Origin of the sequence: Algoriphagus sp. PAP.12, from assembly GCF_026652115.1 — a bacterium.
Lineage (GTDB): Bacteria > Bacteroidota > Bacteroidia > Cytophagales > Cyclobacteriaceae > Algoriphagus.
In genome coordinates this window covers 1-361 of the sequence record NZ_JAPPSQ010000084.1, presented here as the reverse complement: position 1 = coordinate 361, position 361 = coordinate 1, and the positions used below count along the sequence as shown (strand labels likewise).

The window sequence follows — 361 nt, the reverse complement described above, 5'->3', positions numbered from 1 at the left end:
CTCAAAGTCTGCTCCGATAAAGTTGATCGTATAGTTGTCTCCGGCGCTTAAGGTGCCTTGCGTGATCGCATACATACCTACCTCTTCACCTGCTGCTCTGCTTAGGGATCCAGCGAAGACTTCCATGCCCTCTCCTTCTGCCAGTCCTGTTGCTGTATAGGTCAGGGTTGGGTCGGCTTCTCCGGCTATCTTGCTCTGTCCAGCATCGGCAGTCACCGTGATCTCCTTGGCAGTGATCGTCAGATCCGCTGTCAATTCCAAGGTCGTATAATTCGATCCTGTGATTGTCGCCGTTACCTCCTGAGTTCCCACATCCGTTCTACCATTGTTGGTATAGGCAACTGAAGTACCTCCTGGCAGG

Annotated in this window: 1 protein-coding gene; it reads right to left on the bottom strand. The window is 52.4% G+C overall.

What is annotated here, in order from left to right:
• On the bottom strand, positions 1-361 hold a 361-nt coding region (locus O0V13_RS21555; RefSeq protein ID WP_268037082.1), incomplete at both ends, for an MBG domain-containing protein.